The organism is Glaciihabitans sp. UYNi722 (genome assembly GCF_040549465.1).
Taxonomy (GTDB): domain Bacteria; phylum Actinomycetota; class Actinomycetes; order Actinomycetales; family Microbacteriaceae; genus Lacisediminihabitans.
Genome location: NZ_JBEPTL010000010.1, coordinates 82,653 through 107,077 on the forward strand (window position 1 = coordinate 82,653; position 24,425 = coordinate 107,077).

Consider the following 24,425-nt stretch of genomic DNA (forward strand, 5'->3'; position numbering starts at 1 on the left):
CGTGACGAAGTCAGGACCATCACGAGCAGCGGCGACTAGCCTTGGTAGCTCGGCGGCTGCGTGCCATATCCGGGCGCAGGCTGCTCGGTGCTCGCGTAGTTGAACGCCACGGAACCATACCCGGCGAGCGGTGGCGGGAAACCCGCGGCGGTGATGAGTTCCGGTTGGTAGACCTCTGCCCGGCTGCCCAAGATGAAGGCCCAGACGAAGGGCAGAAAGATGCCGAGCACGACATATCCGCCGTGCTTGCGGAAGGCGATTCCACTGCGATACATCCCGATGTAGAGGAAGACAGCGGACACGATTCCGCCGTAGGGCACTATCGACAGCAGCGAGAGCCAGCCGCGCTGACCGCCCACCTCGAGCCACACCCAGTTGTTGTAGAACGGCACCCAGGCGATCCACGGCTTCACGCCGACCTTGCGGAAAAAGGTGGAGAGCGCGATCGCCATCACCACGTAGTAAGCCGCGGCGATGACTATGCTGATCACGATTATTACGCCGATGATCGCGAAATATGCGGCGAAGAAGCCGTACTCGTAGCCGCTGGGCAGGTCGGGGTTGATGTCGTTCATGCCCTCAGACTACGAGATGGAGCTCACCCAGCGCGCCCCGCGAGAGCATGATGCCGCGTGACGAAGCCCAGGCCAGAAGGTGCTCGACATCGTCGAAGACGATCCCCGATTCGAGAAGCGCACGAGCGAACTCCCCTTTGCCCTTCTTATTGAAGTGGTTGAGGGCGCGCTGCTGGCCATCGGGACCCTCCGACAGCAGCCGCAGAAAGAACACGTTCTCGCGGTCGCCGGGGGCCCGACCCAACTCGACGTAGGCCTCAGAACGCAGATCGAGAATGAGTCCGTCATGCCCGGCCAGCACTCGGGCTATCGGCTCGCGCCAGGTCGACTTCAGCGAGATGCCTGGCAGCCGGGAATCGTGTGACAGCCGATAGGCGGGCACAGCATCGGAAGCCCCCAGAAGTCCGAACAGCGCCGAATGGATGACCAGATGTTCCGTTGCGAAGGCACGAGCGGCATCCGATAGTGATTCTGCCTCCAGTGCCTCGTAGAGCACGCCGGTGTAGCGATCGATAGCGGGCATCGTTGGAGAAGTGACGAGTGCCCGGTTACGCAGCAGCTCGAAGCGCTGGTTCGGTCCAAGCTTCAGCGCTGCCGACATGGTGGTCAGGTTTCTGGCCAGCTTCCTCATTGAAGAGAGGGTGGTACGCCGCGGCGCACGAAGCTCAGGATGGCTCAGCCGGGCCAGGTCGAGCACCGTGCCCTCCGCTCCCCCGTCCCGTTTGGTCTCGGAGGGCGGCAGAACGATCAGCACTAGCTGTCGAGAAAGGCGAGTGCTGCCTCGACGTTCACCCCGAGCGGGTTCACGGAATCGAGGGTGATGCGAGCCACGACGGCACTCGGACCTGTCCAGCTATCGTATTCGTCGAGGCTCTGCTCGACCGCGTGCCAGGTGGGTTCCGACAGGTGCGCCAGCTTGCGATTGCGAGCTTCGAGGCGTTCGCGGTGCAGGTCGGCATCCGAACAGACGACCTCGATGAACCGCAGCGTTTCACTCTCGCGCTGGGCCAGTTTCACCCACTGCTCACGAGCCGGTTCCACAGCGTTCACCGCGTCCACAATCACATGATGTCCAGACGAGAGAACGAACTCCGCCAGCTTCTCAGCGACCAGGTAGGCAGCGAGGCCCGTCGGCTGGTCGCTGTCAATACCCGCCTCGAGGATGGCCGACTCGATCGGGTCCACCGAGACGACAGTGGCGTTGAGCCGACCCCCGAGCACCTCGGCGATCGTGCTCTTTCCGGCACCGGGAAGACCCGCCATCGCAATCAGCATGGGTGCGCCGGCCTAGGCCTGGACGAGTTCGGCGAACCGAGCGACGATCGTGACCGTGTCGTGCTCGACCGAGAGGAAGCCGTCGTCGGCCTTGGCGGTGACACCCTTGCCGCCGACATCCGTGATCCGCACCTCACCGGCGGCGAGGATCGCCAGCAGCGGCTCGTGCCCGGCCAGAATACCGATCTCGCCCTCGGTGGTGCGTGCCACCACCATCGAGGCCTCGCCGGTCCAGATTTCGCTGTCCGCCGAGACCACACTCACCGTGAGGTCGGCCATCGCTAGCCGTCTTCCTTCTGGATCTTCGCCCACTGCTCTTCGACATCCGAGATCGATCCGACGTTGAAGAACGCCTGGGTTGCCACATGGTCGAAGTCACCCTTCACGATCGCGTCGAAGGACTCGATGGTGTCTTTGAGCGCAACCGTCGAACCCTCGACACCGGTGAACTTCTTCGCCATGTAGGTGTTCTGGGAGAGGAACTGCTGGATGCGACGTGCGCGGGAGACGGTGATCTTGTCTTCCTCGGAGAGCTCGTCGACTCCGAGGATCGCGATGATCTCCTGGAGTTCCTTGTTCTTCTGCAGGATGGCCTTGACGTTCGTCGCCACGCGGTAGTGGTCGGCGCCCAGGTAGCGGGGGTCGAGGATGCGGCTGGTGGAGGTCAGCGGGTCGACGGCCGGGTAGAGACCCTGCGATGCGATCTCGCGGCTGAGCTCCGTCGTCGCGTCGAGGTGCGCGAAGGTGGTCGCCGGGGCCGGGTCGGTGTAGTCGTCGGCCGGCACGTAGATCGCCTGCAGCGAGGTGATCGAGTGACCGCGCGTGGAGGTGATGCGCTCCTGGAGCGTGCCCATCTCATCCGCGAGGTTCGGCTGGTAACCCACGGCGGAAGGCATACGACCGAGAAGCGTCGACACCTCCGAACCGGCCTGCGTGAAGCGGAAGATGTTGTCGATGAAGAGCAGCACATCCTGGTTCTGCACGTCACGGAAGTACTCGGCCATGGTGAGGGCCGAGAGGGCTACCCGCAGACGCGTCCCCGGCGGCTCGTCCATCTGACCGAACACGAGGGCGGTCTTGTCGAAGACTCCGGCCTCTTCCATCTCGGCGATGAGGTCGTTGCCCTCACGGGTGCGCTCACCGACACCGGCGAACACCGAGACACCACCGTGGTCCTGGGCGACGCGCTGGATCATCTCCTGGATGAGCACCGTCTTGCCGACACCAGCACCACCAAAGAGGCCGATCTTTCCACCCAGAACATACGGGGTCAGCAGGTCGATGACCTTGATGCCGGTCTCGAAGAGCTCGGTCTTTGACTCGAGTTGGTCGAAGGGCGGTGGCTCGCGGTGGATCGACCAGCGGTCGGCGAACTCGTAGGTCTCGCCGGGCTCGCCGTTCAGCACCTCGCCGATGACGTTGAACACCTTGCCCTTGGTGGCATCGCCGACCGGGACCGTGATGGGGCCGCCGGTATCGCGCACCTCCTGGCCACGGACGAGCCCATCTGTCGGCTTGAGGGCGATCGCACGGACGAGGTCGTCACCCAGGTGCTGGGCGACCTCGAGGGTGATCTCGTTCGACTCGTCGCCGATCGTGATGGTGGTCTTCAGCGCGTTGTAGATTCCGGGGATCGCATCGTGAGGAAACTCGATGTCGACGACCGGGCCGGTGACGCGGGCGATACGCCCGACGCCGGCAATGGTGGTCTCGTCCGAAGCGTCCTTCTTGGAAGCAGGGGCTGTGGTAGTCATTGGCTTCTCTACTCTTCTCTTGGGTGCTAGCTCTTCACCGAGAGGGCGTCTGCGCCGCCGACGATCTCGGAAATCTGCTGGGTGATCTCGGACTGGCGAGCGTTGTTCGCGAGCCGGGTGTAGTCGGTAATCAGCTTGTCGGCATTGTCGCTTGCCGACTTCATCGCTCTCTGGGTGGCCGCGTGCTTGCTCGCCGCCGACTGGAGCAGGGCGTTGAAGATGCGGCTCTCGATGTAGACGGGCAGCAGTGCGTCGAGCACATCCCCCGCTTCCGGTTCGAATTCGTACAGCGGAAGGATGTCGTCATCCTCGGGCACTTCGACGCCTTCGACGACCTCGAGTGGTAGCAGGCGAACAACCTCCGGCGTCTGCGTCAGCATGTTGACGAAACGGTTGTAGACGACATGGATCTCGTCGACGCCACCCTCGCTCGCGGGCTGGATGAACTTCGCGACGAGGGTTTCGCCGATCTCCTTCGCCAGCTCGAAGGCTGGACTGTCGGTGCCACCGATCCACTCCTGCACCGCTTCGCGGCGACGGAATGCGAAGTAGCCGACAGCCTTGCGTCCCACGAGGTAGTAGACGATCTCCTTGCCCTGCGAACGGAGCAGGGTGCTCAGCTCTTCGGCCTCACGCAGCACGTTCGTGTTGAACGCGCCGGCGAGCCCACGGTCGGAGGAGAAGATGACGACCGCGGCGCGCTCGACCTTCTCCGGCTCTGTGGTGAGGAGGTGATCGATGTTCGAGAAGGTCGCGACAGCCGAGACGGCGCGCGTCACGGCGCGCGCGTAGGGGCCGGATGCCTGCACCCGCCCGAGCGCCTTCTGAATGCGCGAAGCGGAGATCAGCTCCATGGCCCGAGTGATCTTCTTGGTCGTCTGGGCAGACTTGATCTTCTGCCGGTAGACCCGAAGTTGCGCTCCCATGTCCTGTGTCTTTCTTGTCGTATTTGCTTGTGCTGAGCTTGCTTATGCTGAGCTTGCTTGTGCTGAGCCTGTCGAAGCCTTATCGCTTCTGCTTGACGATCTTTTCCTGGTTGATGTCTTCGACCTCTGCGGACTCGAACCTCTCGGTTCCGACGGAGTCGAGCGGCTTACCCTCACCGGTCTGGAATTCAAGCTTGAACTTGTCGACGCCCTCGTCGAGCGCCTTGGCGGTGTCGTCGTCCAGCACGTTGGTTTCGCGCAGCGTCTTCAGTACCTCGGTGTTGCGACCGAGATAGTCGAGCAGCTCGCGCTCGAAGCGGAGAACGTCTTCGACAGCGACCTCGTCGAACTTTCCGTTGGTTCCGGCCCAGATCGAGACGACCTGCTCCTCTACGGGGTACGGCGAGTACTGCGGCTGGCGCAGCAGTTCGGTGAGGCGAGCACCACGGGCGAGCTGGCGACGGCTGGCCGCATCGAGGTCCGAGGCGAAGAGTGCGAAGGCTTCGAGTGCGCGGTACTGCGCCAACTCGAGCTTGAGCGTTCCCGAGACCTTCTTAATCGACTTGACCTGGGCGTCACCACCGACTCGGGAGACCGAGATACCCACGTCGACCGCAGGACGCTGGTTGGCGTTGAAGAGGTCGGACTGCAGGAAGATCTGGCCGTCCGTGATCGAGATCACGTTGGTCGGGATGTAGGCCGAGACGTCGTTCGCCTTGGTCTCGATGATCGGGAGGCCGGTCATCGATCCCGCGCCCAGCTCGTCGGAGAGCTTGGCGCAACGCTCGAGCAGGCGGGAGTGCAGGTAGAAGACGTCACCCGGGTACGCCTCACGCCCCGGCGGACGACGCAGCAGCAGCGAGACGGCGCGGTAGGCCTCTGCCTGCTTGGACAGGTCGTCGAAGATGATCAGCACGTGCTTGCCGCCGTACATCCAGTGCTGGCCGATGGCCGAACCGGTGTAGGGAGCGAGGTACTTGAAGCCGGCCGGGTCCGAGGCTGGGGACGCGACGATCGTCGTGTACTCCATGGCTCCGGCATCCTCGAGCGCGCCCTTCACCGAGGCAATCGTCGAACCCTTCTGGCCGATGGCGACGTAGATGCAGCGAACCTGCTTGTTGGTGTCGCCGGACTCCCAGTTCGCTTTCTGGTTGATGATCGTGTCGATCGCGATGGCCGTCTTACCTGTCTGGCGGTCGCCGATGATCAGCTGGCGCTGGCCACGACCGATCGGGATCATGGCGTCGATGGCCTTGATTCCGGTCTGCATGGGCTCGTGCACCGACTTGCGCTGCATGACGCCGGGGGCCTGAAGTTCGAGCGCGCGGCGACCCTCCGAGGCGATGTCGCCGAGACCGTCGATCGGGCTGCCGAGCGGGTCGACGACGCGGCCGAGGTAGCCGTCACCGACGGGTACGGAGAGAACCTCGCCGGTGCGGGTGACTTCGAGGCCTTCGACGATGCCACCGAACGCGCCGAGCACGATGACGCCGATTTCGTTCTCGTCCAGGTTCTGGGCGAGCCCCAGGGTGCCGTCGCCGAAGCGGATGAGCTCGTTGGCCATGACGCCGGGAAGGCCCTGCACGTGGGCGATGCCGTCCGCGGCATCCACGACGTAGCCGACCTCGGTCTTCGAGGAGGTGCTGGGGTCGTAGGACTTGACGAAGTCCTTGAGCGCGTCGCGGATCTCGTCCGGGCTGATCGTTAGGTCTGCCATTGTTTTCCTTGTCTTCGCGAAGCGGGTGGGCTTCGGGGCTGTTGCTCGCTTAGCCGGCGAGTTGAAGTCTGAGTTCCTTGAGCTTGCTGGCGACGCTGCCGTCGATCACGTCGTCGCCGACCTGAACGCGCAGTCCGCCGATGAGAGCGGGGTCGACCACGAGGTTGATTTTGAGTTCGCGGCCGTAGCTCTTGGCGAGGCCCTCCTGCAGGCGCTTGAGCTGCGGCGCGGCTACAGGCGTCGCACTCGTCACGATGGCCACCGAGAGGTTGGCCTGGTCCGCGACGATGGATGCTGCGGTGCGCAGCAATTCACCGATGCGGCGGCCGCGCGGCTGTTGCATCAGGTGCCGTACGATCGCGAGGGTCTGCGGGGAGACCTTCTTCGCGAGCAGCGCTTCGACGAGCGCCACCTTGGACTCTGTGCTGCCCAGCTTGCTGCTGACCGCGAGCTCGAGTTCGGCATCCGAATTGACGGCTTCGCCGAAGGTGAAGAGCTCAGCGTCGATATTCACACTGGCCGGAGCCGATTCGGCCGCGACGCGGAAGCCGAGTTCTTCGATGCCGGCGAGCAGGTCGTCCTGGCGTGACCAGCGGTTGCTGACCACCACGCCGAGCAGCGCGAGCGACTTCTCACCGAGGCTCGATCCGAAGACCGCTTTGAGAGCAGCCTGCTTCTCGTCTGATTCGATCGCAGAGTCGGACAGGATCGAGATGAGCTGTGATGACTCACCGATCACCCTGCCTGCCGAGAACAGCTCGGAGGCGGTGGCCAAATCGACTTTGCCCAGGGTGGACAGCTCCGCCCTGGACGCGGCGAGAGCACCTCTGGTCGCTGAGCCCATGTCTACTTCGTTTTCTTTTCTGATTCAGACGCGCTCTGCTTTTCAGAAGCGCTCTGCTTTTCAGACGCTTCCAGGTCGGCAAGGAACTGGTCGACGAGGTTCGTCGCTTTCTTGTCGTCTGTGAGGCTCTGCCCGATCACACCGGATGCCAGATCGATCGCAAGTGATCCGACCTCGGAGCGCAGCGAGACGATGGCGGCCTGACGCTCTGCCTCAATCGTCGCCTGCGCGCTTGTCGTGATGCGTGCAGCCTCGCCGGATGCCTGCTCCTTGAGCTCGTTCAGGATCTTCGTGCCATCCTGGCGAGCCTGGTCGCGAATCTTCGCAGCTTCGGCGCGAGCCTCGGCGAGCTGCTCGGTGTATTTGTCCAGCGCAGCAGCCGCCTCAACCTGGGCGTTCTCCGCCTTCTTTATCCCGCCCTCAATGATCTCGGCGCGGGCGTCGAGGTTCTTCTGCACGTTGGGTAGGACCCTCTTCCAGAAGAAGAACAGGATTATGAGGAAACACAGAGCAGACCAGATGAGGTCCGGGATTCCGGGAAACAGCGGGTTCGGGGCAGTCTCGGCCGCGCGAACGACAGTGGACAACACGTTTACTGGCCGGTGGTGAAGAGGTAGTACGTCGCAATACCGATCAGCGCGAGCGCTTCGGTGAAGGCGATACCGATGTACATGAGGACCTGGAGACGGCCCTGGAGTTCCGGCTGGCGAGCGACGGACTCGATCGTCTTGCCGACGACGATCCCGACACCGATAGCTGGACCGATGGCCGCGAGACCATAACCGATTGTCGCGATGTTCCCGCTGAGCGCGGCGACAGTTGTGCTGTCCACGTTGTGTGATTCCTTCCGTGATGGTGAACCGGGCGGTTGCCCGACTCGCGTAGTGCTGATTCAGTTAGTGCTCGTCTGCCAGCGCGAGCTGGATGTAGACAGCGGTCAGGATGGTGAAAATGTATGCCTGGAGCACCGCGACGAGGAGTTCGAAGAGCGTGAACGCAAACCCGAGGGCGAGCGTACCTACACCGAAGAGCTTGAAAAAGCCGGGGGCCTCGATGAAGAAGAATGAGGTGGCTAGAAAGAACAGCACTAGCAGGATGTGCCCGACAATCATATTCATGAGTAGTCGAAGGACGTGCGTGACCGGCCGCACGATGAAGGTCGAGAGGATCTCGATCGGAGTCACGATGATGTAGAAATACCACGGAACACCGGGCGGGAACAGCGCGTTGCGCAGGAACTTGCCGGGATGCTTACGAAGGCCCGCGTAGATCCAGGTCACGTAGGCGATCGCCGCGAGAAGCAGCGGAACCCCGATCACGGAGGTTCCAGCGAGGTTGAATCCGGGCACAGCCCCGGTCAGATTCATCGCCAGGATCATGAAGAAAAACGTGGTGAGGATCGGGAGGAACCGCCGACCATCCTTCTTGCCGAGCAGGTCTTCGGCAATTCCGACCCGCACGAAGTCCAGCCCCCACTCGATGATGCTCTGACCACGGCCCGGGACGATCTTGAGGTTGCGTGTGCCAAGCCAGAACACCAGGACGATGACGAGGGTAGTGATGACCCTGATCAACATCAGGCGATTTAACTCGAACGGTGTGTCGGCGAACAGCACCACCGGCGGGAAAAATTCGCCGATGTTGGGCCCGACAAAGCCTCCAGCCCCGCTACCGCCATCAGTCGCGAAGGGGAGGAGCATTTTGAGAGCGTTAGATAACAGCGCTGTCTCCAGAATCGGGGCGTGGCTTCACGCGGCGATGAAAAAGGGGGAACGTTCTTACCGAGTCTATCAACAGAATCAGGGGCAACCGAATCGCTATTCGGATCGATCCGCACCGTCGGGAGTGGTCGCCGCAGTGCCCGTCGAGCGCAGGTCACTCACGTACGGGAGTCGCGAACGTGCGATGACCACGACATCCACCACAAGCGTTCCGACGACCGCGACGATGAGGGTGATAAACAGCACTGTCGTCTGCACCCATGGCTGATCCCTGAGCACGATGATCAGAATGAGGAAGACCACGAACTTGACCAGCCACGCGCCCATGATGATGCCGAAGAACGCGATACTCAGCAGATCACCCTTCGCCACCCTGGTTGCGATCACAACGCTCAGGGTGGTGATCCCGAGAAAAACCACCGCCATGACGGTGCCGACGAGGGCACTCAGCACCCCGATGCTGCCGGCGACCAGGGCGCCGACGACAGAGCCGACCACGCCGAGAACGATTGCCAGTATCCCGCCATAGAGAAGGATCCGCTTGAAGATCGGCACTGCGCTCATGGGGTGGGGCCTTCTTTCTTGGTGAGTGCGGCGAGGGCCGCGGTCTCGGCGGCATCCAGTTCGAGCTGTTGTTGCTCGATCACGATCTCGTGCTCGATGGAGTTGGATGCAGCGTCGAGCGGATCGAACCTGGTGGCTTCTGCGTGGTCGGCCTCATCCGGGCTCGCCAGTTGCACGGCGGCCTCCACAGACTTGCGCTTGGTGAGCGGAGCGAGGGTGAACCAGATGCACACCACGAAGCCGATGGCCACGAAGGTGAGCGCCCATACCGCTGGCACGAAGAGGAAGACCAGACACCCCACGGAGACGACGGCGGTCCAGGAGTAGAAGATCAGCACAGCCCGAACATCGGAGTGCCCCATGTCAAGCAGGCGGTGATGCAGGTGCTTGCGGTCGGCGGTAAACGGAGACTTGCCTGCGCGCAGCCGACGGAACACGGCGAGCGCGAAATCGAGCAGCGGCACAATCAGGATCGCGAAAGGCAGCAGGATCGGGATGAAGGCCGGTGCGAGCTGCTTGGGAAACTGTAGCGAGGCGATGTCGACCTGGCCGGTGACCGAGATCGCGGAGGTCGCCATGAGGAGGCCGACGAGGAGTGCGCCGGCATCCCCCATGAAAAGTTTGGCCGGATGCCAGTTGAGCGGAAGGAAGCCGACGCAGGCACCGATGAGAACGGCCGTGATGAGGGAGGCCAGATTGAAGTACTCGGTCTCGGCGATGCGGTTCGCCAGGATGTAGCTGTAGATGAAGAACACGCCATTGGCGATGATCGCCACGCCGGCTACGAGTCCGTCGAGACCGTCGATGAAGTTGATGGCGTTCATCACGAGCACGATCGCCAGGATCGTGACGATCAGCCCGGAGTAGGACGACAGCACCACGATGCCACCGATGATCGGCAACGAGGTGAGCTGCACGCCCTGCCAGGCGAGGAACCCTGCGGCGATGATCTGGCCGGCCAGTTTGGTGACCCAGTCGAGATCCCAGATGTCGTCGGCGACACCGATGAGCACGATGATCAGCGCCGATCCGAGAATGGCGAAGATCGGCCCGGGTTTGGCGAAGATGAGATGAAACTGCGGCAGCTGAGAGGCAACGCCGAAGGCGACGAGGATGCCGAGGAACATCGCGACGCCCCCCAGACGCGGTGTCGGCCTCTTGTGCACGTCGCGCTCGCGGATCTGCGGATACAGGCGATACTTCATCCCGAGCCTGGCGGTGAGTTTCGCCAGCAGGAATGTCACCGCAGCGGCCAGACCGCCGGCGGCGACATAGAAGATGAATCTCACGGGGAGGACTCCTCCATGCCCGCGATGACCGCGTTGATCGCCTCCTCGGAGATCACTCCGTGACGCACGATGCGCAGTTTTCCGTCCGGCAGGAGCAGGCCGGTGGCATCGATGATGGTGGATCCGGTGCTCGGCACTTCGACCTCATAGTCGCCGCCGACGGGACCACCATCGAGGTAGATCTCCACGTTGGCGCCCAGCATCCGTTCGGCGTCCGCGACGGTCATGGCCGCCGGATCGCCGGTCAGATTGGCGGATGACACGGCCAACGGTCCAGTCTCCGACAGCAGTTCGAGCGCTACGTGGTTATTCGGCATCCGCAGCGCCACGGTTCCGTTGGTCTCGCCGAGATCCCATTTCAGCGACTCCTGGGCGGGGAGAATCACCGTGAGGCCGCCAGGCCAGAAGGCTGCGACGAGCGCCCGCACCTCTGGCGGAACCTCTTCGGCAAGTGCGTCGAGTGTGGGGATCCCCGGGATGAGCACGGGCGGCGGCGACTGCCGGGTGCGGCCTTTGGCGTCGAGGAGACGCTGCACCGCCTCAGGGCTGAAAGCGTCAGCGGCGAGGCCGTAAACGGTATCGGTAGGCAGCACGACGAGCTCGCCACGGCCGATCGCGACTCTGGCGAGTCGCGTGCCGGTGAGAAGCTCGGCGGGGTCCGAGCAGTCGTAGATCGTCGCCATATCGGAAGCCATCCTACTTCGGCGACTGTGGTTGTTCTGTGGGAGCGGCGCGTGGCCGGAATTATCGCTGTTCAGGGAGTCTTGGAATAATCAAGAGACGAAAGCGGACCGGTGGACCTGTACTTCTTTGATTTCGACAAGACGCTCTATGCCTACAACTTCAGGATGCGGCTCCCGGCGCTCAGCCTGGTCACCGGCTCGAGCCAGTACCACTTGGCGAAAACCTGGTGGGCTGGCGGTTTCGAGAAGCGCGCCGAGGCGGGCGAATGGAACACTTCCGAGGAATACCTCGCCGAGTTCGAGCGGGTGACCGGCGCCCACCTCACGCTGGAGAACTGGCAGGAGGCCCGTGCTCTCGCCAGCACCCGGATACCCGCCAGCCTGGACGCCCTGGCCCTCGCCTCGACCTTCGGCACCACCGCCGTGCTCTCGAACAATCCCTCCCCGTTCGCCGAATCGCTCCCCGTGCTGGCATCGGACGTCACCAAGATCGTCGGAGAGAATCGACTCGTAAGCTGCCAGCTCGGGGTACGAAAGCCCGACCCGAAGATCTATCGGCTGGCACTCGACCATCTCGGCGTGAGAGCGGAAGACGCCTTTTTCGCCGACGACTCTGCGGAGAACATCGCGGGGGCGGCATCCCTCGGCATCACCGGTCACCAACTGGTCTACCTTGACGGTGTGCCGCAGACCGATGCGCTACACGAGGCGATCGAGCGCTTCGCCCACAGGAACAACTGATGCTGCTCTTCATCTTCGACATGGACGAGGTGCTGTACCGCTACGACTGGCGGATGCGGATGGCCGGGATGACCAGGCTCACCGGCCTGTCACTCGAGCAGTTGCGCGAACGTTGGTGGCATGACGGAGGCGAACGGGCCGCGGAGGCGGGAGCTTTCGCCATGGCCGACGACTACCTCGAAGCCTTCAACGTCGCCATCGGCGTGCGGGTGGAGGAGAACGACTGGGTCACCGTGCGCGGATCGGCGATGACGCCGTGGCGCGATTCGATCGCGGCGGTGGAACGTGCGTCGCAGCTGGGGCAGGTGACACTGCTGACCAACAACGGTCCGCTCACCGCGCGTCACCTGCGCACTCTCGCCCCCGAGCTCAGCCCGGTGTTCGGCGATCACCTCTTCACATCCTCTGACTATGGCGCGCGCAAGCCAGAGCCGGAGGTCTTCGAAGCCGTGCTCGCCCGCTACGGCGTCGAGCCGAAGGATGCGTTTTTCGCGGATGACATGGCCGTGAACATCGAAGGGGCGCGCAGCATCGGCATCACGGCCCATCATTTCTCGGACTCGGCGTCGATGCTCTCGGCGATCGAGGATTTCGCGGCATCCCGCTAGCGTCACGCCGATCGTAGACGGACGGGTGTCGTCGTGGGACAGAAGTGGCTCTTCGCCCCAGGGCGATGAGCCAGTGGGAATCTCAGGCCGCCATTTTCGCCCCTTGACACCGCCGACCTCGGCGTAGCTTAGTCATCCACTTGTCGGTTGTTGCGGCTTTGCTAACGGCAAAGTCGCCACAACTGCCCAGTCGATGGAGCAGGCTACTTTCTCGCGCTGCGCTTGATGCTGATCTCGAATCCTGACCGGCGCAGTGCAACGGTGAGAAGAACGACAACTCCCGCAGCGAGTGCAACGAGCACGAGCAGGCCGATGATGGTCCACCGGCTGTAGGCCAGCCAGAGTTCCAACCACATGCCCACCCACGGCAGAGTAGACAACGCAATAACGGCGGCGATGGAGCCACGCCCCGCAATGGCGAAGCCGATCGCGACCATGAGCGTGACGACAAGCAGCCAGGAGAGATCCAGTCGGCCGAGAGCATTCTCCTCCCAGAGGGATCTTCCACTGGGGAAATAGACCAGGGAGACGCCCGCCTTGACATAGACAGCCAGAAAGAAAGCCAACGCGCCCACAAAGGCGATAGTCAGCAATTTTCGGCTTCGAGACGCTCCTGCCAGGCCGAGAACCCCCAGGCCGGCGAGGAGTACAAACACCCTCACGGTTGGCCCGAAGAAGTACAGCTCGGTGGCGCCTGAATGGCTCACTATCGTGAGTACGCCGACTGCCAGGATGGTTGCACCGATCGCGATCCGCGCGCCGCGATATACCCCGACAAGTGCAAAGACCATTCCGAGAATCCAGAGTGCGCAGATGATCATCGCCGACGTGATGAGCGGGACCGATCGTTGCGACGGCGCGACGTAGAACTGTGTCGCGAATGGAGCCCAGGCGTCGAAGAACAGATAGACCATCGAGTACGCAGTGCCGGCAGCGAGCGCTACCGCCGCGACCCGATCGCGCACTCCGGAGGGAATGAAAGCGCCGATCCGCGCAGCAATCCCGTTGACCGCGAGATTCACGAGTTCGCCACGCTCTGGCGCGGTACGACTCTCTCCGTCGGCGACGTCGAGAAGAGTGCCGACCACCTCATCCTCGTTCGTGTTCCGCCACGATCGCGGATACCAGCGGAGGGCTCGGCGATAGCGTTCGGCGAGGGAGCGGTTCATGCTGGCATCTCCGAAACTCGCGGGGACAGCGGATGGAGCTTCAGTCGTATCCGGGCCTCGCGGGCGTTGCTCTCCATGCGGGTTACCTGCTCCCTCAACGCTTCAGTACCCGACGCTGTGAGTGTGTAATAACGACGCAGCCGACCGTCGACCACCTCCTCCCCCGCCGACTCGACGAGTCCGCTGTGGCCGAGTCGGTCGAGTGCCGCGTAGAGGGTGCCCACTTTCAGCTGCACCCGTCCGCTCGAGAGCTCGGCTGCTTCGCCGATGAGTGCGTAGCCATGTTTCCTGCCGTTCGCCAGCGCGGTCAGTATCCAGAACGTCGGTTCGCGCATTTCGCTGTCTGCCATGTTTCGACAATACTCAATCGATCGATATATAGCGGATCATATGATGCGTGTCGTGCGAACCTCCGGTGTCATCCACCGAGTGAGGCCGGCGGAGTTTCAGTGGACTAGCGGAGTGCTGTCGTAGCGCGGTCGCGCCCGAGAAGATCTGGGTGAGTTGCAACCGCTCTCCAGCCGTCCTCGATGAGCAGTGCGGCGATCGCGGCACCCTGCGACTCCCCGTGCTCGAGCACGAGAGTGCCGCCCGGATGCAGCAGGCGCATGGCTGTCTGCGAAACCTGCCGCACGACATCCAGGCCGTCCTCGCCTCCGTAGAGCGCATGCTCCGGATCGAAGAGCCGCACCTCAGGGTCGCGCGGAATGGCCGCGTCGGGAATGTATGGCGGGTTGGAGATCACCACGGCGACTGTGCCGTCGAGTTCCGGCAGCGCATCGGCCAGGTCCATGAACACCGCCCGTGCGTTGTCGACGCCGCTCTCACGGAAGTTCTGCGTGGTCCAGAGGAAGGCCTCAGGCGAGTTCTCCACACCGTAGACCCTGGCGTGCGGAACCTCGGCGGCCATTGCGAGCGCGATCGCGCCAGTGCCCGTGCCGAGATCGATGCCGATCGGTTCGGGCGTCGCCGCAGCACGCAGCGCATCGATCGCGAACTGTGCGACCTGCTCGGTCTCTGGACGCGGAACGAACACACCAGGACCGACGGCGAGTTCCATCGATCGGAACGGCGCACGCCCGGTGATGTGCTGCAGCGGCTCGCGTGCCGCCCGACGCGCGACCAGCGTCTCGATGGCGGTGGATTCGGCCTCCGACAGCTCCGCGTCGGTGATCACTTTCGCCTGCACCGCGCCCCTGCTCAACCCGAGCACATGCCCGACCAGCAGCTCGGCATCCACGTCAGCCGATGGCACCCCCGCTCGCGCAAGCACTTCACCAGCCAGTGCAAGCACGCTCGCGATAGTGCGTTTCTCGAGATTCATCTTCACTTCGACTGACTATGGACGGCGAACGTTTCACGAACAGAGCCGCCGATGGTTCTGCCAGCGCGGGTGTGGTGGGCCTCTATGGGCGGCGCTGGCAGAACCATCGCCGGCGTCCCCACGACATCAAACCTCGGCCCCCAGAGCCTCGAGCCGCGCTTCTTCGTCTGCCTCGATGTCGCTCTGGATGACCGGATCGAGCGCTCCGTTCATCACCGCGTCGAGGTTGTAGGCCTTGTAGCCCGTGCGGTGGTCGGCAATACGGTTCTCCGGGAAGTTGTAGGTGCGGATGCGCTCCGACCGATCCATGGTGCGGATCTGGCTTTTGCGCACGGCAGATGCGGCTTCGTCGATCTCTTCCTGCTGCCGCGCGAGCACCCGCGCACGGAGCACGCGCATGCCGGCTTCGCGGTTCTGCAGCTGCGATTTCTCGTTCTGCATCGCCACCACGATTCCGGTGGGAAGGTGGGTGATGCGTACGGCGGAGTCGGTGGTGTTGACCGACTGGCCGCCGGGGCCGCTCGAACGGTAGACGTCGATCTTGAGATCGTTGGGGCTGATCTCGACCTCTTCCGGCTCATCGACCTCTGGGAAGACGAGCACGCCGGCCGCGGAGGTGTGGATACGCCCCTGCGACTCGGTCGCCGGCACCCGCTGCACGCGATGCACGCCACCCTCGTACTTGAGGTGTGCCCAGACGCCGTCGGCGGGGTCGGTCGAGTTCCCTTTGATGGCGAGCTGGACATCCTTGATGCCGCCGAGGTCGCTCGAGGTCTGCTCGATGATCTCGGTCTTCCACTTCTTGGATTCCGCGTAGTGCAGGTACATGCGCAACAGATCCCCGGCGAAGAGTGCGGATTCTGCGCCGCCCTCCCCCATCTTGATCTCCATGATCACGTCGCGGCCGTCGTTCTCGTCGCGCGGGATGAGCAACCGGCGAAGGCGCTCCTCCATCACGTCGAGTTCAGCCGTGATGTTCGGCAGTTCCTCGGCGAAGGACTCGTCTTCCGCCGCCATCTCGGTCGCCGCTTCGACGTCGTCGGTGAGCTTCATCCATCGGTTGTATGCATCGACGATTCGGCTGAGTTCCGCGTACCGGCGATTGACCTTCTTGGATCTGGCCGGGTTGGAGTGGAGTTCAGGATCAGCGAGCTGTTCCTGAAGACCTTCATGCTCGGCCAGCAATGTCTTTACTGACTCGAACATGAACTAATCCTCTTTTGCGCCTGATGCGCCTGGAAGCGACTTCTGGATCTTCATGAGAAACTCGACGTTCGACTGGGTGTCCTTGAGCTGCGTCAGCACCAATTCGAGTGCCTGCTGGGTCTCGAGCCCGGCGAGTGCGCGGCGGAGCTTCCAGTTGACCTTGGTCTCGTCAACGCCCATGAGCATCTCTTCACGACGGGTTCCGGATGCGTTGACATCCACCGCAGGGAAGATGCGCTTGTCAGCCAGCTGGCGCGATAGGCGGAGCTCCATGTTGCCGGTGCCCTTGAACTCTTCGAAGATGACCTCGTCCATCTTGGATCCGGTTTCGACCAGCGCGGTGGCGAGGATGGTGAGTGAGCCACCGTCTTCGATGTTGCGCGCTGCTCCAAAGAAACGCTTCGGCGGGTAGAGGGCCGACGAGTCGACACCGCCAGAGAGGATGCGACCGGAGGCCGGGGCCGCCAGGTTGTAGGCACGGCCGAGGCGGGTGATCGAGTCGAGCAGCACGACGACATCGTGGCCGAGTTCGACGAGTCGCTTGGCGCGTTCGATGGCGAGTTCGGCGACCGTGGTGTGGTCTTCTGCCGGGCGGTCGAAGGTGGAGGCGATGACCTCACCCTTCACCGTGCGCTGCATGTCGGTAACCTCTTCCGGACGCTCGTCGACGAGAACGACCATGAGGTGAACCTCTGGGTTGTTCTTCGCGATGGCGTTGGCGATGGCCTGCAGCACGAGTGTCTTGCCAGCTTTCGGCGGGGAGACGATTAGGCCGCGCTGGCCTTTGCCGATCGGCGACACGAGGTCGATGATGCGGGTGGTGAGCTTCTGCGGCTCGGTCTCGAGTCGAAGGCGCTCCGAGGGGTAGAGCGGCGTCAGCTTGCCGAACTCCACGCGGTCCGCTGCCTGCTCGATCGGCAGCCCGTTGATGGAGTCGATTTTGACGATCGCGTTGTACTTCTGGCGACCGTTGTTGTCGTTCTCCCGCGGCTGGCGGATGGCGCCGACCACGGCGTCGCCCTTGCGCAGGTTGTACTTCTTGACCTGACCGAGCGAGACGTAGACGTCGTTGTTGCCGGGCAGGTAGCCGCTGGTACGGACGAAGGCGTAGTTGTCGAGCACGTCGAGGATGCCGGCGACCGGGATGAGCACATCATCGTCGGTGATCTCTGGCTCAAAGTCGTCATTGCCGCCCGGGCCGCGACGCTTGCGGTCGCGGTAACGGTTACGTCCGCCGCGATCGTTCTCGTCGTCGAGGCCGTTCCTGTCCTGGCCGTTCCTGTCTTGCTGGGCCTGGCGGTTGCCGTTCTGGCCGTTGCCATTCTGACCATTGTTCTGGTTGCGATCGTTGCCGTTGTTGTTCTGGTTGCGACCGTTCGCGTTGCGGTTGTTTCGACCCGACTCGCCCTGCTGGTCGGCATTGTTCTGGTTGCCACCCTGCTGGTTGGCGTCGGTGTTCTTCTCGCCGCCCTTGTCGTTCTGCTGGCGGTCGCCGTTGCGGTTGCGATTGCGGTTGCGCGAGTTGCGGCTGGGCTGGGCGTTGTCGCCATCGGCCTGCGCCTCCTGCTCTGCTTCCTGACCCGGAATTCGGTCGAGCCCTTCTGACAGTTCAGAGTCGGCCTGGGCGGCACGCTCGGCCTCCTGCCCGGGAATGAGGTCCGTACCGCTGTCATTGCGATTGCGGTTGCGCGAGTTGCGGCGCGGCTGGGCACTGCCGCCATCGGCCTGCGCCTCCTGCTCTGCCTCCTGGCCGGGAATCCGGTCGAGCCCCTCTGACAGCTGGGCGTCCGCCTGAGCGGCACGCTCGGCCTCCTGACCCGGGATGAGGTCGACGCCGCTCTCGGCGCCGTTGACGTGCTCGACTACCGACTTTGGCGCCTTCTCTGCCCTCTTTTTAGGCTGGCGCTCCGGTGCGTCGATGACTGGCGCGGCACTCGCACCCGCGTCGACGATGGAGGTGCTCGCACGTCGCGGTGCGCGTTTCTTGGCAACTACCGGCGGGGTGGCGGCATCCTGCACCGGAACCTCCGTCACAGCGGCGTCCGGCGCGGAGGTCTCCTGCGCAGGCGCTTCGGCGGCGGAAGCGTTGTTCTGGATCTCGGAGATTGCGTCCACGAGTTCTCCTTTACGAAGTTTGGAAGCGCCACTCAAGCCGAGCTCGGCTGCGAGAGCCTGGAGTTCGGGAAGGCGAAGCTTGGAGAGATTGTTAGAGTCCGGCCGAGAGGCCTGGACAGTGAGGTCAGTCACTAAGAGGGTTCCTTTCCCCTCGCACGTACCGCACCTGACAGGTGCGAAGTGGTTGTGCGGGAGAGTTTGTCGTTCACACTTTCCACCGAGCTGGTTGTATGCCGTTCTAGGCATCCGCACAGAGTCAAAAAGCGGTGAAGAGATTGCTAGTGATTGTGCAAACCGGGCGCTCGACTATGCCGAGTTTTCTACCGGGTGCACTGTAACTGTAGCACCTTTGAAGTCCACGGCCAGCAGGAGCGACTGCCACGGCGCGCCACCGTGCGCCGAGACCAGCTCGGCCGCCGCGAGACGCTGGGCCGGGTCACTGCAGAGTACGAGGATGGAGGGTCCGGCACCGGAGACGACTGCGGGAAAGCCTTGCGCGCGCAATTCGAGGATCAGCGATTCGGTGTCGGGCATGGCTGCGGCACGATAACTCTGGTGCAACCTGTCTTCGGTGGCGGCGAGCAGCAGTTCCGGACTCTGGATGAGGGCGGCGATCAGCAGGGCGGAACGCGAGACATTAAAGGTCGCATCTTCGTGAGGCACCGACAACGGCCGCAGGCTGCGAGCCAGCACCGTGGACATGGTGCTCTCCGGCACGGCGATCAGGGGCGAGACACCGCGGTGCACCATGAGTTTTTTGTGTTGTGGGCCGGCATCCGTGGTCCAGGCGATCGTGAGGCCGCCGAAGAGGGCAGGTGCCACGTTGTCGGGATGCCCCTCCAGCGCGGTCGCGAGAGCCAGCAGTGCACTGGAGTCGATCTCGACAACGCCCTCGAGCAGGCCTTTCGCCGCCATGATGCCCGAGACGATCGCGGCGCCGGATGACCCGAGGCCTCGCCCGTGCGGGATGTTGTTGTGCGCGATCAGGTCGAGTCCTGGCAGTGGCTGCGAGTAGGCAGCGAAAGTGTACGCAATCGCCGTGACCACCAGGTTGGACGAATCGATTGGCACCTCCCCCGAACCGACGCCGATGACCTCGACGCTCGCGCCGGGCTCGGTGCGCGTTGCGACAGTCAGTTCGTCGTAGAGCGACAGCGCGAGGCCGAGCGTGTCGAAACCCGGCCCGAGGTTGGCTGTGGTTGCAGGTACGCGGACCGTGACAGTGCGCGCTGCTGGCACGCCTCGGGTCATCCGACGACTTTGGACAGGCCGAGCACGCCGGCAACCTCATCCGTGTTGTTTGCCACGATGGTGGGCTGAACGTCGGACCCGTTGGAATTGCGAAGTGCCCACTGCGGGTCTTTGAGGCCGTGGCCGGTGACGGTCAGAACGACGGTCGCGCCCTTCGGGATCTCCCCCGCCGCTGAACGCTCGAGCAGGCCGGCGACGCTGATCGCCGAGGCTGGCTCGACGAAGATGCCCACCTCGGCGGACAGGATGCGGTGGGCTTCGAGGATCAAGTCGTCCGAAATGGCACCGAAGTAGCCGTCACTGGTCTCGCGCGCTGCGAGGGCGGGCTGCCACGACGCCGGGTTGCCGATGCGGATAGCGCTGGCGATCGTGTCGGGGTCTTTCACGACGTGGCCGAGCACGATCGGCGCGCTGCCTGCAGCCTGGAACCCGAACATGCGCGGGAGCCTGGTGGTGGCTCCACGCTCGAGTTCCTCGCTATAACCACGGAAGTAGGCGGTGTAGTTTCCCGCGTTGCCGACAGGGACGATGTGGAAGTCCGGAGCATCTTCCAGCACCTCGACGACCTCGAATGCCGCCGTCTTCTGGCCCTCGATGCGGTCGTTGTTGACCGAGTTCACCAGGTGCACGGGGTAATTCGCCGCGAGGTCGCGAGCGATGTCGAGACAGTCGTCGAAGTTGCCCTGCACCTGGAGGAGCTCCGCGTTGTGAGCGATCGCCTGCGCGAGCTTGCCCATCGCGATCTTGCCCTCCGGCACCAGCACGGCGGCTGTGATGCCCGCGTGCGAGGCGTAGGCCGCGGCGGACGCCGAGGTATTGCCGGTCGACGCGCAGATGACTGCTTTCGCCCCATGCTCGACAGCCTTGGAGACGGCCATGGTCATTCCGCGATCCTTGAAGGAGCCGGTGGGGTTCATCCCCTCGAACTTGACCCAGACAGTCGCACCCGTGCGCGCGGAGAGCGCGGGGGCCGGGATCAGTGGCGTGCCACCCTCGCCGAGAGTGATGATGGGGGTGGCATCTGAGATGTCCAGTCGGTCTGCGTACTCGCGGAGGACCCCGCGCCACTGGTGAGCCATTATGAACCTTCTACTCTCAGGACGGATGTGACACTTCTGACGACGTCACTCGTCCCCAGTGCGGTGACGGTTGCGGCGAGATCGGCTTCGGATGCCTCGTGGGTGCCAATCACAAGGGTAGCGCTGGACGCGGTGTCGCCAGGCCGCACCTGGACCGACTGCGTAACGGTTTCCACGGAAACGTCATGCTCGCTGAACAGCGTGGCGATCGCCGCGAGCACCCCGGGCTGGTCGACGACGCTGAGGGTGATCTGGTAGCGGGTAATGACGCGCGACATCGGCAGGATCGGCAGGTTGGCGTGGGTCGACTCTGCGACGCCCGGACCACCGATGACATGACGGCGAGCAGCGGAGACGAGGTCGCCGAGCACGGCGGAGGCGGTCTCGATTCCACCGGCGCCCGCACCGTAGAACATCAGATCCCCGGCCGCTTCGGCCTCGATGAAGACGGCGTTCTTGGCTCCGTGCACGGCGGCGAGAGGATGGCTGCGTGGCACGAGGGCCGGGTAGACCCTGGCCGACACGCCCTCGACGCCCTCGGCATCCGTGAGGCGTTCGCAGATTGCGAGGAGCTTGACCACATAACCGGCCTTGCGTGCCGCATCGACCTGTTCGATCGTGACGCCGGTGATTCCTTCGCGGTGCACGGCGTCGAGCGGAACGGTGGTGTGGAAAGCGAGACTCGCGAGGATGGCCGTCTTCTGCGCGGCGTCATACCCCTCGATGTCGGCCGACGGATCCGACTTCTCCGCATACCCGAGATCGGTGGCCGTGGCGAGGGCTGCCTCGAGGCTTTCCCCCGCGGTGTCCATGCGATCGAGGATGAAATTGGTTGTGCCATTCACAATGCCGAGGATTCGTTTGATGCGATCGCCGGCCAGGCTGTCCCGGAGCGGACGGATGATCGGAATCGCACCCGCGACGGCAGCCTCATAGTAGAGCTGTGCGCCCACCTGCTCTGCCGCTTCGAAAAGTTCTGGGCCGTGGGTCGCCAGTAGCGCCTTGTTGCCGGTGATGACGTCCGCGCCGGAGTTGAGCGCCTGCAGGATCAGGGTGCGCGCCGGCTCGAGACCGCCCATGAGCTCGATGACGATGTCCGCGCCGAGGATGAGGGTCTCGGCATCCGTCGTCAGCAGCTCACGCGGGATGTCGGCGGTGCGGGGTGCATCGAGGTCGCGCACGGCGACCCCGACGAGTTCGAGGCCCGCACCGGCGCGGTTGGCCAATTCGTCGCGATGTGCGAGCAGGAGCGAGGCGACCTGAGCGCCCACCGATCCGGCGCCCAGGAGAGCGACTCGGAGGTTGCGGTACTCGATCATGGTGCATCCCTATCGTTCATTGAGCCAGTCGAAATTCCTGCGTCGCGTGAAAGCAGGTCGGCCTCGGTTTCGCCGCGCACGATCACACGTGCATGACCGTCGCGCACGGCGACCACCGCGGGGCGTCCGAGGTAGTTGTAGTTGCTCGCGAGCGACCAGCAGTAGGCACCGGTCGCCGGAACAGCGAGCAGATCGCCCGGCGTCACGTCGCCGGGCAGGTAGTCGGCGTGCACGACGATGTCGCCGCTCTCGCAGTGCTTGCCGGCGATTCGCACGAGGGCCGGATCCGCATCCGAATTCCGATTGGCGATGCGCACCGAGTAGTCGGCGCCGTAGAGGGCCGGGCGCACATTATCGCTCATGCCGCCGTCGATGCTCACGTATTTGCGGGTCGCGACCTCGCCCCCGTCGACAGGCTCAGGGAACGAAGAACCGGGCGCAGGGAAAGAAGGGAGCGTGACCTCCACATCCTTGATGGTGCCGACCTCATAGAGAGAGAAAGTAGATGGCCCGACGATGGCACGGCCCGGCTCCACGGCGACGATCGGAACCGGGATGCCGAGGCGCGCGCACTCGGAGGCGACGATGTCGGCGAACCGTGCCGCCACCACCTCGATGGGCATGGCGTCGTCGACACTGGTATAGGCGATGCCGAACCCACCGCCGAGGTTCAGCTCGGGAATCGGTCCGTCGACCAGCAACTCAGCCTGCAGTGCGAGCAGTCTCTTCGCCGATTCGACGAAACCGTCCGACTCGAAGATCTGCGAACCGATGTGCGAGTGCAGGCCGAGAAAGTCGAGGGAGTCGTGCGAACGGATGGCTGCCACCGCTGCTGGCGCGTCACCGAGCGTGATACCGAACTTCTGGTCCTCGCGGGCGGTGGCGAGATACTCGTGCGTATGAGCGTGCACACCGCTGTTGAGGCGGAGGCGCACCGGCTGTTGACGATGGTGGCGAGCCGCGGCATCCGCGACCCTGTCGATCTCGATAACGCTGTCGATCACGATCACTCCGACACCGGTCGAAACTGCACGGTCGATCTCGGCGAGGGACTTATTGTTGCCATGGAAGCCCAGGCGGGCTGGGTCGACCCCCGCGGCGAGCGCCACGGCGAGCTCCCCCCCGCTGCAGACGTCGATGTAGAGACCGGCCTCGGTCACCCAGCGCGCGACCTCGGTGGAGAGGAACGCCTTGCCCGCGTAGTAGACCTTCGCCGACGAACCGACGCGGGCGAACTCACTGTCGAAGGACTCGCGGGCTGCGAGGGCGCGGGCGCGCACATCGGCCTCGTCCACGACGTAGAGCGGGGTGCCGAACTCGGCAGCCAGCGCCGATGCTGTGACGCCGGCTACCGCGATCTCGCCGGACGCGGTACGGGCGACGTTCCGGGACCAGACGGAAGTGGCGAGTTCGTTCGCATCCCGCGGATGGACGAGCCACGGCGGGGCAAGTGGATTGACCGTCACGGGCAGACACCTTTGGTAGAGAGGAGCTGGCTGTTCAGCACGATCGATCTGGCGGTGACGCCGAGCGAGAGACTCTCGCCCTTCACCGCGATGGAGTCGAGTACGAAATCCTTGGGGAGAAGTGAGGCGACACAGATCTGTCGAGTAGTCACGAGTGCACCGCCTACGGGGCCGAGTGTCGAGGCGACCTCCGCTGTGGTCAGCGTCTTTCCACCCACGTCGAAGCTGGTGGGGGTGAGCGCCAGCTGCCCATCGACCGCAGCCGGTGTGAGGGCGATTCCGACCGGCACCGAAAGTCCGAGTGCGGTGATCGTGGTACCGAGCTGCACGGATCCGGACTTGACAGCGACCGTGGAGACGGGGACGTCTTTGATGCCGACCAGGAGTTTCTGTAGCTGTTCCTGGTTGGCCGTGAACACCAGGTGGGCGTTATCAATCGGTTTGCTCTGGTCAACGGGGATGCCACGTGCCGTGAGTACGGCATCCCCGCTCAGGTCACCGACGCTCAGCGCGTCGATCGCGATATCGACCTGGTCGAATTTTCCGCCGGCGAGCTGCAACAGCACCGATGTTCCGCCGATCGTGACGTGAACCGGCGTCGACTTGGGCAGCGCGAGCGAGCTGCGCACCTTGGTCTCGATCAGATTAGCCGCGTAGCCGCGCGCAAAATTGTCGACAACGAAGAACGCTGCGGTGAGCAGGCTGACGATGATGACGAGCACGATCACCGGTCCCACCCAGCGACTCTTGCGCTTGGGTACATCCACGAATTCGAACTGCGGCAGGGCGTTGGTCATCA

The 24,425-nt window shown here is 63.8% G+C and carries 26 protein-coding genes; 2 read left to right on the plus strand and 24 right to left on the minus strand.

Going from position 1 to position 24,425, the window contains the following annotated elements; genetic code table 11:
• Positions 1–35: 35 nt before the first annotated feature.
• The 14 genes from ABIB56_RS09375 to ABIB56_RS09440 form a co-directional block, all read right to left on the minus strand.
• Positions 36–575 (minus strand): DUF5684 domain-containing protein, encoded by a 540-nt coding sequence (locus ABIB56_RS09375; RefSeq protein WP_354568937.1) that lies wholly within the window; start codon positions 573–575, stop codon positions 36–38.
• Between the two features lie 4 nt (positions 576–579).
• Positions 580–1,329 (minus strand): YaaA family protein, encoded by a 750-nt coding sequence (locus ABIB56_RS09380; protein WP_354568938.1) that lies wholly within the window; start codon positions 1,327–1,329, stop codon positions 580–582.
• Entirely contained in the window at positions 1,329–1,838 is a 510-nt protein-coding gene (locus tag ABIB56_RS09385; protein ID WP_354568939.1) for a P-loop nucleotide/nucleoside kinase family protein, read from the minus strand. The genes ABIB56_RS09380 and ABIB56_RS09385 overlap by 1 nt, the downstream gene beginning before the upstream one ends.
• A gap of 24 nt (positions 1,839–1,862) precedes the next feature.
• Positions 1,863–2,129: a F0F1 ATP synthase subunit epsilon gene (locus ABIB56_RS09390; RefSeq protein WP_354568940.1), complete on the minus strand. Its 267-nt coding sequence runs from the start codon at positions 2,127–2,129 to the stop codon at positions 1,863–1,865.
• A gap of 2 nt (positions 2,130–2,131) precedes the next feature.
• Positions 2,132–3,604, minus strand: a complete 1,473-nt coding sequence (atpD, locus tag ABIB56_RS09395; protein ID WP_354568941.1) for a F0F1 ATP synthase subunit beta — start codon at positions 3,602–3,604, stop codon at positions 2,132–2,134.
• A 26-nt stretch (positions 3,605–3,630) separates the two neighbouring features.
• Complete coding sequence (locus ABIB56_RS09400) at positions 3,631–4,530, minus strand: F0F1 ATP synthase subunit gamma (RefSeq protein WP_354568942.1); 900 nt, start codon at positions 4,528–4,530, stop codon at positions 3,631–3,633.
• A gap of 79 nt (positions 4,531–4,609) precedes the next feature.
• Entirely contained in the window at positions 4,610–6,247 is a 1,638-nt protein-coding gene (gene atpA / locus ABIB56_RS09405) for a F0F1 ATP synthase subunit alpha (protein ID WP_354568943.1), read from the minus strand.
• A 49-nt stretch (positions 6,248–6,296) separates the two neighbouring features.
• A complete protein-coding gene (locus tag ABIB56_RS09410) occupies positions 6,297–7,091 on the minus strand; it encodes a F0F1 ATP synthase subunit delta (RefSeq protein WP_354568944.1) in 795 nt (264 codons plus the stop codon).
• Positions 7,092–7,093: 2 nt separating this feature from the next.
• Complete coding sequence (locus ABIB56_RS09415) at positions 7,094–7,681, minus strand: F0F1 ATP synthase subunit B (RefSeq protein WP_354568945.1); 588 nt, start codon at positions 7,679–7,681, stop codon at positions 7,094–7,096.
• Between the two features lie 2 nt (positions 7,682–7,683).
• Complete coding sequence (atpE, locus tag ABIB56_RS09420) at positions 7,684–7,923, minus strand: ATP synthase F0 subunit C (RefSeq protein ID WP_354568946.1); 240 nt, start codon at positions 7,921–7,923, stop codon at positions 7,684–7,686.
• Between the two features lie 64 nt (positions 7,924–7,987).
• Entirely contained in the window at positions 7,988–8,791 is an 804-nt protein-coding gene (gene atpB, locus ABIB56_RS09425) for a F0F1 ATP synthase subunit A (RefSeq protein WP_354568947.1), read from the minus strand.
• Positions 8,792–8,908: 117 nt separating this feature from the next.
• Positions 8,909–9,376, minus strand: a complete 468-nt coding sequence (locus tag ABIB56_RS09430) for a Cg1360 family ATP-synthase-associated protein (protein WP_354568948.1) — start codon at positions 9,374–9,376, stop codon at positions 8,909–8,911.
• On the minus strand, positions 9,373–10,665 hold the full coding sequence (locus tag ABIB56_RS09435) for an MraY family glycosyltransferase (protein ID WP_354568949.1): 1,293 nt from the start codon (positions 10,663–10,665) through the stop codon (positions 9,373–9,375). Before ABIB56_RS09435 ends, ABIB56_RS09430 begins: the two co-directional genes overlap by 4 nt.
• Positions 10,662–11,348, minus strand: a complete 687-nt coding sequence (locus tag ABIB56_RS09440) for an L-threonylcarbamoyladenylate synthase (RefSeq protein ID WP_354568950.1) — start codon at positions 11,346–11,348, stop codon at positions 10,662–10,664. Before ABIB56_RS09440 ends, ABIB56_RS09435 begins: the two co-directional genes overlap by 4 nt.
• Positions 11,349–11,459: 111 nt before the next feature.
• On the opposite strand from ABIB56_RS09440, the gene ABIB56_RS09445 reads away from it, so the two are divergent.
• Positions 11,460–12,089 carry an HAD-IA family hydrolase gene (locus ABIB56_RS09445; protein WP_354568951.1) on the plus strand — a complete coding sequence of 210 codons (630 nt, stop codon included), beginning with the start codon at positions 11,460–11,462 and terminating at the stop codon, positions 12,087–12,089.
• Positions 12,089–12,697, plus strand: coding sequence for an HAD-IA family hydrolase (locus ABIB56_RS09450; protein ID WP_354568952.1), 609 nt, complete (start codon positions 12,089–12,091; stop codon positions 12,695–12,697). Before ABIB56_RS09445 ends, ABIB56_RS09450 begins: the two co-directional genes overlap by 1 nt.
• A gap of 203 nt (positions 12,698–12,900) precedes the next feature.
• On the opposite strand, the gene ABIB56_RS09455 is transcribed toward ABIB56_RS09450, so the two are convergent.
• The 10 genes from ABIB56_RS09455 to ABIB56_RS09500 form a co-directional block, all read right to left on the minus strand.
• Positions 12,901–13,866, minus strand: a complete 966-nt coding sequence (locus ABIB56_RS09455) for a hypothetical protein (protein WP_354568953.1) — start codon at positions 13,864–13,866, stop codon at positions 12,901–12,903.
• Complete coding sequence (locus ABIB56_RS09460; RefSeq protein ID WP_354568954.1) at positions 13,863–14,216, minus strand: PadR family transcriptional regulator; 354 nt, start codon at positions 14,214–14,216, stop codon at positions 13,863–13,865. Before ABIB56_RS09460 ends, ABIB56_RS09455 begins: the two co-directional genes overlap by 4 nt.
• Positions 14,217–14,320: 104 nt before the next feature.
• Positions 14,321–15,190, minus strand: coding sequence for a peptide chain release factor N(5)-glutamine methyltransferase (gene prmC / locus ABIB56_RS09465; protein WP_354568987.1), 870 nt, complete (start codon positions 15,188–15,190; stop codon positions 14,321–14,323).
• Between the two features lie 126 nt (positions 15,191–15,316).
• The gene (gene prfA, locus ABIB56_RS09470) at positions 15,317–16,396 is read right to left on the minus strand and encodes a peptide chain release factor 1 (protein ID WP_354568955.1); all 1,080 of its coding nucleotides are present in this window, start codon (positions 16,394–16,396) and stop codon (positions 15,317–15,319) included.
• Positions 16,397–16,399: 3 nt separating this feature from the next.
• Complete coding sequence (gene rho, locus ABIB56_RS09475; protein WP_354568956.1) at positions 16,400–18,643, minus strand: transcription termination factor Rho; 2,244 nt, start codon at positions 18,641–18,643, stop codon at positions 16,400–16,402.
• Positions 18,644–18,817: 174 nt separating this feature from the next.
• A complete protein-coding gene (gene thrB / locus ABIB56_RS09480; RefSeq protein WP_354568957.1) occupies positions 18,818–19,762 on the minus strand; it encodes a homoserine kinase in 945 nt (314 codons plus the stop codon).
• Positions 19,759–20,841 carry a threonine synthase gene (gene thrC, locus ABIB56_RS09485; protein ID WP_354568958.1) on the minus strand — a complete coding sequence of 361 codons (1,083 nt, stop codon included), beginning with the start codon at positions 20,839–20,841 and terminating at the stop codon, positions 19,759–19,761. Before thrC ends, thrB begins: the two co-directional genes overlap by 4 nt.
• Positions 20,841–22,160, minus strand: a complete 1,320-nt coding sequence (locus ABIB56_RS09490) for a homoserine dehydrogenase (RefSeq protein WP_354568959.1) — start codon at positions 22,158–22,160, stop codon at positions 20,841–20,843. Before ABIB56_RS09490 ends, thrC begins: the two co-directional genes overlap by 1 nt.
• Entirely contained in the window at positions 22,157–23,626 is a 1,470-nt protein-coding gene (gene lysA / locus ABIB56_RS09495) for a diaminopimelate decarboxylase (RefSeq protein ID WP_354568960.1), read from the minus strand. The genes ABIB56_RS09490 and lysA overlap by 4 nt, the downstream gene beginning before the upstream one ends.
• Complete coding sequence (locus ABIB56_RS09500) at positions 23,623–24,423, minus strand: LmeA family phospholipid-binding protein (RefSeq protein WP_354568961.1); 801 nt, start codon at positions 24,421–24,423, stop codon at positions 23,623–23,625. The genes lysA and ABIB56_RS09500 overlap by 4 nt, the downstream gene beginning before the upstream one ends.
• Positions 24,424–24,425 lie beyond the last annotated feature (2 nt).